Source organism: Paenibacillus timonensis, from assembly GCF_022427145.1.
Taxonomy (GTDB): Bacteria; Bacillota; Bacilli; order Paenibacillales; family Paenibacillaceae; genus Fontibacillus; species Fontibacillus timonensis.
In genome coordinates, this window is sequence record NZ_JAKSXN010000105.1 from 1 (window position 1) to 8,418 (window position 8,418).

Annotated in this window: 8 protein-coding genes; 7 read left to right on the forward strand and 1 reads right to left on the reverse strand. The window is 56.0% G+C overall.

From position 1 onward, the window contains the following. Positions 1–318 precede the first annotated feature (318 nt). From MJ257_RS23940 to MJ257_RS23970, 7 genes are all read left to right on the forward strand, one after another. On the forward strand, positions 319–1,293 hold the full coding sequence (locus tag MJ257_RS23940) for an ABC transporter ATP-binding protein (RefSeq protein WP_240271672.1): 975 nt from the start codon (positions 319–321) through the stop codon (positions 1,291–1,293). Next, positions 1,290–2,141: an ABC transporter permease gene (locus MJ257_RS23945; RefSeq protein ID WP_240271674.1), complete on the forward strand. Its 852-nt coding sequence runs from the start codon at positions 1,290–1,292 to the stop codon at positions 2,139–2,141. The genes MJ257_RS23940 and MJ257_RS23945 overlap by 4 nt, the downstream gene beginning before the upstream one ends. Further along, positions 2,138–2,944, forward strand: coding sequence for an ABC transporter permease (locus MJ257_RS23950; protein WP_240271676.1), 807 nt, complete (start codon positions 2,138–2,140; stop codon positions 2,942–2,944). Before MJ257_RS23945 ends, MJ257_RS23950 begins: the two co-directional genes overlap by 4 nt. Before the next feature lie 94 nt (positions 2,945–3,038). After that, a complete protein-coding gene (locus MJ257_RS23955; protein ID WP_372489893.1) occupies positions 3,039–4,040 on the forward strand; it encodes a polyamine ABC transporter substrate-binding protein in 1,002 nt (333 codons plus the stop codon). Positions 4,041–4,170: 130 nt separating this feature from the next. Continuing rightward, complete coding sequence (locus tag MJ257_RS23960) at positions 4,171–4,950, forward strand: DUF3298 and DUF4163 domain-containing protein (RefSeq protein ID WP_240271680.1); 780 nt, start codon at positions 4,171–4,173, stop codon at positions 4,948–4,950. A 436-nt stretch (positions 4,951–5,386) separates the two neighbouring features. Beyond that, positions 5,387–6,799: a glucuronate isomerase gene (gene uxaC / locus MJ257_RS23965; RefSeq protein ID WP_240271682.1), complete on the forward strand. Its 1,413-nt coding sequence runs from the start codon at positions 5,387–5,389 to the stop codon at positions 6,797–6,799. Positions 6,800–6,818: 19 nt separating this feature from the next. Next, complete coding sequence (locus MJ257_RS23970) at positions 6,819–7,826, forward strand: LacI family DNA-binding transcriptional regulator (RefSeq protein WP_240271684.1); 1,008 nt, start codon at positions 6,819–6,821, stop codon at positions 7,824–7,826. A 237-nt stretch (positions 7,827–8,063) separates the two neighbouring features. Here MJ257_RS23970 and MJ257_RS23975 read toward each other — a convergent pair. After that, the coding region (locus MJ257_RS23975) for a hypothetical protein (RefSeq protein ID WP_240271686.1) at positions 8,064–8,418 on the reverse strand (355 nt) is incomplete at its 5' end.

The window sequence follows — 8,418 nt, forward strand, 5'->3', positions numbered from 1 at the left end:
TTTGCCGGAGGCCGTTTTTTATGTAAACATCGGTGTTTGACGAGCGAGGTGGAACCAAAGGGGTGGCCTGTTCCGTGTGTATTTGTCTAACGCTTGCCAGGAGGCTAAATGCCTGGACAAATTGTCCATCGAGTTTCGCCTCGTTCCTCCAACCCCGGCCTCTATCCCAAGATCCCAGAAAAACTATTGTAACCCGCGCCAAAACAAGGTATAGTGAATATGCGAAAAAATGAATTTAGGACCCGTTAAAGCCATACCAATGGATATGGCTTTTTTTTCTTAGGAAGACAAGCCTACATTGAAGGAGTTGATGCAAAGATGATAGAACTGGCCGCGGTGGAGAAGCACTTTGCGGGACAGGTCGCCTTGCATCCGCTATCGCTCACGATTAAGGAAGGGGAATTCCTCACCTTGCTGGGCCCGAGCGGCTGCGGCAAGACGACGATTTTGCGCATGATCGCCGGGTTCGAGCAACCGACCGCAGGGAAAATCCTGCTCGACGGACAGGACCTGACGAATTTGCCGCCGAATCGCCGGGATTTGAACCTTGTCTTTCAACATTATGCCTTGTTTCCTCATATGACAGTGGAAGAGAATGTGGCCTTCGGGCTCAAAATGAAGAAGATGCCGGCCAAGCAGCAGCAGGAACGGGTGCGGGAGGCAGTCGAGATGACGCAGCTGACCGCGCTGACCAAACGTTATCCGCACCAGCTGTCCGGCGGGCAGCAGCAACGGGTGGCCATCGCACGGGCGATTGCCAACAAGCCGCGGGTGCTGCTATTGGATGAGCCGTTGGGGGCGCTGGACCTGCAGCTGCGCAAAAGCTTGCAGGCCGAGCTCAAGCAGCTGCAACGCAGTTTGGGCATCACGTTCGTTTACGTGACGCATGACCAGGAAGAAGCGATGATGATGTCCGACCGCATCGTCGTCATGAACAGCGGCCAGGTGGAACAGATCGGCACGCCGCGGGAAATTTACGCACAGCCGGCTACGTTGTTTTCGGCTACCTTCGTTGGCGAGAACAACATCTTCTCCCGGGACGGGCGGCTGTTTGCCGTGCGTCCGGAGAAACTCAGGGCCTTACGGGGCGGCGAAGGCGCCGAACCCAAGCGAAGCGGCGAGCTGCTGGACGTGTTGTACCTCGGGGGCGTTCACAAGCTGATCGTTCAGCTCGACAACGAACCGATGACCGTATCGGTCGTGTTGGACGTAAACGATGACCGTACCTGGCAAATCGGGGAGACGGTTGGGGTGGATTGGAAGCCGGAGGACGAGGTGGTCATCGGATCATGAAGAAATCTGGCTTGAGCATGCTGCCGGTGCTCCTGTGGTTATGCCTGTTCCTGGTCGTGCCGATGCTGATCGTCGTAGGCATCTCTTTTATGGGGCGCGACGACCTCGGTAATGTGGTGCTGGATTTTAATCTGGATGCCTACGCGCTATTTTTCGACCCGTTATATTTGGGGATTTATTGGGATACGATTCTGCTCTCGGTGCTGACGACCGCATTATGCCTGCTGCTCAGTTATCCGTTGGCCTACTATATTGCAAATGCCGGCCCGAGAATGCAAACCTGGGGCCTGGTGCTCATTACGGTGCCGTTCTGGATCAACTTCCTGATCCGCACTTATGCCTGGGTGCTGCTGCTGCGCACGCAAGGGATCGTGAACGAGCTCCTGCTGGGCATGGGGCTGATCACCGAGCCGCTGCAGATGCTTTACACCAAAGGCGCCGTGTTGCTCGGCATGGTCTATACGTTCATTCCGTTTATGGTGCTGCCGATTTATGTGGCGCTGGAGCAAATGGACAAGAAGCTGCTGGAAGCGGCCAGCGATCTTGGGGCGTCGCGCTGGAGAGCGTTCTGGCACATTACGCTGCCGCAAACCAAGTCCGGGATCATGACCGGCTCGGTGCTGGTGTACGTTTCGACGACCGGCATGTTTGTCGTAACCGACATCCTCGGCGGGGCGAAATCGGCCATGATCAGCAACATCATCCAGAGTCAGTTCCTGGGGGCCCGCAACTGGCCGTTCGGCTCGGCGCTGTCCGTGATTTTCGTGATCACCTCGCTGATTCTGATCGCGCTGTTTAATCGGGCGATGACGTCCCGGTATCAAAAGGTGCGGGAGGTGCGTTCATGAAAACCAAAAGCCATCCGCTGCTCGGCGTTCATTCGCTGGTGATGATGATTTTTATCTATGTGCCGATCCTGTTTATCGTTGCATACTCGTTTAACAGCTCCAGGCTGGCGGCCGATTGGAGCGGCTTTACGTTCGACTGGTACGTCTCGCTGTTCGAAAACCGCCATGTGATGGAGGCGCTGGCCAACAGCTTGACCGTGGCGATCGTCTCGACGGTGATCTCTACGGTGCTCGGCACGCTGGCCGCGTTGGCGATGCGGAAGCTGGGCCGCCGCTATAAAGCGGGAATGGGCGGTTTACTGTATTTGCCGATCATTATCCCGGATATCATCATGGGCTTGTCTTTGCTGGTGCTGTTTAATCAACTGCACATGCCGCTCGGCAAAATGACGATCATCATCGCCCACATTACGTTTAGCTTGTCCTACGTCTACGTTGTCGTCACCACCCGCCTTTCCGGCATGGGGGGGCAATTGGAGGAGGCGGCTCAGGACTTGGGGGCGAGCTCGTGGCAAACGTTCCGTCACGTGACGTTGCCGCAAATCGCTCCGGGCATCATCTCCGGGGCTTTGATCGCGTTTACGTTGTCGCTGGACGACTTCATGGTCAGCTTCTTTGTCAGCGGACCGAATTCGACCACGCTGCCGATTTATATCTACGGTCAGGTCAAAAGGGGTATTTCCCCGGAAATTAACGCGCTTTGCACGATTTTGATCCTGGTGACGGTGACATTGATTTTCCTGGCGCAATTCATGCTAAATCGCGGCAAAGGCCAGAAGAAGCAATCCGTGCTGCCGTTCTAGGATGGGATGATCCTGATATTCGTAAATGACGAAACGGAAGGGAGATTGGGAATTGAACAAAAAGAAATGGGCCGGCCTCGTGCTGGCAGGGTTGATGGTTACCGGACTGCTGTCCGGCTGCGGGTCGTCGAAGGAGACGCTGAACATTTACAGCTGGGCGGACAATTTTGACGAGGAAGTGCTGGAGCAGTTCGAGCAAGAATTTGACGTGAAGATCAATTATGACGTGTTTGCGAACAATGAAGACCTGCTGGCCAAAATCAAGGCGGGCGGCGGCGGTTACGACCTGATCCAACCGTCCGATTACATGGTGGCGACGATGATCAAGCAGGATTTGCTGGCGCCGATGGACATGAACAATATCCCGAACTTCGCCAATGTGTCCGATGCTTATAAAGACCCGTCGTACGATCCGGGGAACAAATACTCCATCGTCTACACCTCAGGGGTGACGGGGATCGCTTACAACAAGAAATACGTTAAAGACGAGATCGACAGCTGGGAAGACCTCTGGAACCCTGAATATAAGGGCAAGGTTATTTTGCTGGACGATAACCGCGAAGTGATCGGCATGGCCTTGAAAAAAGCCGGTCACTCCAACAGCTCCACCGACGAAGGCGAGATCACGGCCGCCGTGGAGGATCTGAAGAATTTGCTGCCGAGCGTGCTGGCTTTTGATACCGACAACATCAAGCAAAAAATGATTCAAGAGGAAGGCTGGATCGCCACCGTATGGTCGGGCGACGCTTCCTACATCGCACAGGACAACCCGGACGTGGCTTACGTCGTTCCGAAGGAAGGCGGCACGATCTGGTCGGACAACTATGCGATTCCGAAGGACTCGAAGCATAAAGAGCTGGCCGAGAAATTCATCAACTTCATGCTCGATCCGGAAGTGAGCGCGAAGAACTACGAATCGATCGGCTACAGCGATCCGAATACGAAAGCGGCGGAGTTCCACAGCGAAGAATACCGGAACGACAAGATGATTAATCTGTCGGAGGACGAATTGTCCCGTACCGAATGGCTTGGCGACGTAGGCGACAAGCTGCAGCTGTACGACCGCTTCTGGACCGAATTGAAGAGCGGACGGTAGGACTTCCGAATGCTTCTGCGAAAGCGCCAGACGCTTCCCATAAGGGAACGCGTGCTGGCGTTTTTGCGTACATGAATTTTTGCCACCAGGGTCATAATTTAGGTATTAACTTAAGAGGTGGCGATAACCAATGAAGCGTAACGCGGTAAAAATGATGACTTCGCTGATGACCGCCGGCCTGATGATTTCCGGGGTGGCCGTCGTTCCGGCCGAAGCAGCGCCGCCGTCGCCGGTGGAGCTCAACGGCGGGGTGAACGCGGCGAATCCGGTACTTCAGCAGGAGCGGCAGGGCGTCAAAATCACGAACCATACGATCGAGAAGAAAATTCCCGAGGCGTCGATTAAGGTCGATTATCCGCAAATCAGCGGGCTGAAGCACAAGTCGGTTCAGAAGAAACTCAATAAGCTGTTCAAGGAGAAAGCGGAGACGTTCTTGGCAAATGCGCTGAAGGAAGCGAAAGCGGGACAGCCAACAACGCCGAGCGGGAACCCCTATGAATATGTGGGTACCTACAAGGTGACGTACAATCAGGACGGGGTGCTGAGCCTGTACCAGGATCTGTACTCTTATACCGGCGGGGCGCATGGCATTACCGTGCGTGAGGGTCTGACGTTCCGGCTGGATAACGGGAAGCTGCTGGCGTTGGATGAGCTGCTTCGGGCGAACCCGAACTACCGCAGCATCGTCGATCCGGCCATTGCCAAGAAGCTGCAGGAAACCGACGGGTACTTCGGCAACTTCAAGACGATTGGCCCGAATCCGTCGTACTATGTGCAGGGGGACGGCGTCACGATCTTTTTCCAACTGTACGATTATGTGCCTTACGCGTTTGGGTTTCCGGAATTTCATTTTCCGTTCGCCCAACTGCTGCCGCCGGGGACGAATCCGTTTGATTTCAAAATGCGCTAATTTCTTTACCGTCCTCTTGGGCAGATGGCTGCCGGGAGGGCGGTTTTTGTATGGGGCGAGGGGAAAATATTGCATTTTGTACAACAATTTGGCCGGGTTCAGCGTGTTCGGGGACGAATTGTTGTATAAAGTGCAACAATATTGCTGGAGCAGGTCGGATGAGCCCGAAAATGTTGTAGGGAATACAACAATCTTCGCGAAATAAACGATTTCGGGGCAAAAATGTTGCAGAGAATACAACAATTCGCCTCCTATCCAACCCAAGTGAAAATAGGATCTGCACAGCCCCCATGCACGCATGAATCTTGGTAACGTCCCGGCGCCTATAAAACTCCTTGCGTTTTGCCGGGAAACCTTTACAATAAGAATCAGCAGAGTGATGTTAACGTGAACAATGGGATGATCCACCGGATCTAAACGAAGGGAGAACGGGAACATGGCGAAGAAGTTTTTGGGGAAAAATTTTCTGCTGAACAGCGACACGGCGGAGGTATTGTATCACCAGTACGCGAAGGATCTGCCGATCCTCGATTACCACTGCCACTTGAGTCCGCAGGAAATCTACGAGAACAAGACGTTCCGCAACCTGACCGAGGCCTGGCTGGGCGGCGACCACTACAAATGGCGGGTGATGCGGGCTTGCGGCGTAGACGAGGAGCTCATCACCGGAGGGGCGGACGATTACGACAAATTCCTGGCTTGGGCCAAGGTCGTGCCGCAGCTGCTCGGCAATCCGCTGTACCATTGGACGCATCTGGAGCTGCAACGGTTCTTCGGCATTCATGACCTGTTGAACGAGCAGAACGCCCCGGCCATTTGGGACAAAGCTAACGCCAAGCTGCAAAGCGAAGGGTTCGGCGCACGGGACTTGATTGCGAAGTCGAAGGTAAAGGTGGTGTGCACAACCGACGATCCGGCGGATTCGCTCGAATACCATTTGAAGATCAAGGAGCTGGAGGGCTTCGACACGGCCGTGCTGCCAAGCTTCCGCCCCGACAAGTTCCTGGAGATCAACCGCGAGACATTTAAGCCTTGGCTGGCGAAGCTGGAGGCGGCTACGGGCAAGCCGATCCCGAACTACGGGACGCTATTGGACGCGTTGCGCGAACGGATCGATTTCTTCCATGAGATCGGCGGCCGCGTGTCCGACCATGCGCTGGATACGATGGAGTACCGCGAGACGACGCTGAAGGAAGTGGAAGCGATCTTCGCCAAGGCGCTGAGCAAGGGCTCGGTAACGCCGGTGGAAGAACGGAAATACAAATCGTATACGATGCGGTTCCTCGGCAAGGAATACGCCGCCCGCGGGTGGGCGATGCAGCTGCATATCCATGCCCTGCGGAACACGAACACGGCGATGTTCAAGCGGCTGGGCCCCGATATGGGCTACGACGCGATCAACGACGGCCCGCTGGCCGAAGCGCTGGCCGGGCTGCTCGACGCCCTGGAGCAGGATGGCGGGCTGCCGAAGACGATCCTGTATTCGCTAAACCCGAACGATTACTGGGCTCTTGCCAGCATCATGGGCAGCTTCCAGGGCGGCGGCGTGCCGGGCAAGATCCAGTTTGGCACCGCCTGGTGGTTCAACGACAACAAGGACGGGATGATCCAGCAAATGCGTACGCTGGCCAATTTCGGCGTGTTGTCGCAGTTCCTCGGGATGCTGACGGATTCGCGCAGCTTCCTGTCGTATACGCGGCACGAGTACTTCCGCCGCTTGCTATGCGACGTGCTCGGCGATTGGGTCGACCGCGGCGAAGCGCCGGAGGACTTCGAATTGCTGGGGCGTATCGTGACCGACATTTGCTACAGCAATGCGAAACGGTATTTTGCTTTTCCGGAACAATAGAAAGGATTGACGCTGCTTCATGTCCGCTACGATCAAAGACATCGCCCGGCTGGCGAATGTCTCGCATATGACGGTTTCTCGGGCGCTGAACAACAGTCCGCTCATTAAAGAAGAGACCAAACGCAAAATCTTGGAGATTGCCGAACAGCTGCACTACGTGCCGAATGTGAATGCCAAAAGCTTAGTGCTTCAGCGCTCGCATACGATCGGATTGTTTTTCACGAGCATGGTCCAGGGGACGTCCTCCAGCTTCCTCGCGGAGGCGATCCGCGGCGTGGGCCAGGAGGTGGGCGTCCAGTATAACCTGTTTCTGCGGGGGATCGACGATTTTCAGGAGTTTAGCTCGATCCACCGACGGCGGTTCGACGGCATCCTGCTGATGAGCCAAAGCGAAGGCGACGATAAGTTTATCCGCCATGTGCGGGAGCAAGAGATTCCGTTGGTCGTGCTGAACCGGAACGTTGGCGACCCGGGGATCGTTAATTTCGTGTCCAATGACCGGGAGGGGGCCTTCAAGCTGACCCGATACTTGATCGATCAAGGCCACGCCCGGGTCGGTCTGGTGGAAGGCATCACCGGCTACAAGTCGACGCAGGAGCGCAAGGAGGGCTATCTGGGAGCCATGACGTCCGCTGGTCTGAAGGTCAGGCAGGAATGGGTCGTAGAGGGTCGCTACGACGTGGAGAGCGGGTATCAGGCGATGGGGATGTTGATGGCGCTGTCGCTGGCGGAACGGCCAACCGCGGTATTCTGCTGCAACGACGATATGGCGATTGGCGCGATGAAGGCGGCCGCAGAGGCGGGATTGCAGATTCCGTCGGACGTCTCGATCGTCGGCTTTGACGACATCGGCTTCTCGCATTACACGAATCCGCCGCTCACTACGGTGCAGCGCCCGATCGAGCAGCTCAGCCGGATGGGCGCACGCAAAGTCCTCGAGCTGATCGAGGAGCCGCAGGCCGGCGGGGAGCTGGTGCTGCTGGACACGCGGCTTGTACGCCGCGAGTCGGTTAGGGTGCTGCGCTAAGCCGCGGGGCAGGTGAGCTGCGGGTCGGCAGAAGTACCGGCCCGAGCCTGCGGCGGATGGGGGCGACGAGGGTTGCAGGGAGCGCTGCTCCTAAATTGCGCGGGTGAATCGCAATTGGGGGGGGGCGTTGCCCTGAACCGCGCGGGTAGATCGCCAATCGGCGAGGAGCGTTGCGCTAAGCCGTGGCAGTGTGATCCCGTTAGGGCCGAGTGCCGGTCATGCATGACTAAGCCCGGATCACCGACTAACGCTAGCGCACCTCTCTTCCGCTGTTTTGGCCTGCACTCTTGAGAAAGCCTGCAAAAGTGCAGGCTTTTTATGAATAAGTGGGGGGTCTGGGCAAAAACCTGAAAAGTGCAGGAATTTTTCGGGTTTCGGGACAAAAGAGGCAAATGCCATAAAAAAACCTGCACATTTGCAGGTTTTTTGCTCCAGCAGGTCATTTTGGAGAAAAAGCCTGCATTTTTGCAGGAATTTAGCGTGCGCGACGCTGCGAGGCGGCATCTCGAAGGCCGGGATTCCGGGCAACGAGGGATGATCGTTCGCCGAATCATCGTTAGGGCCATGATAAAAACCCGCCAGAAGAAGAAAT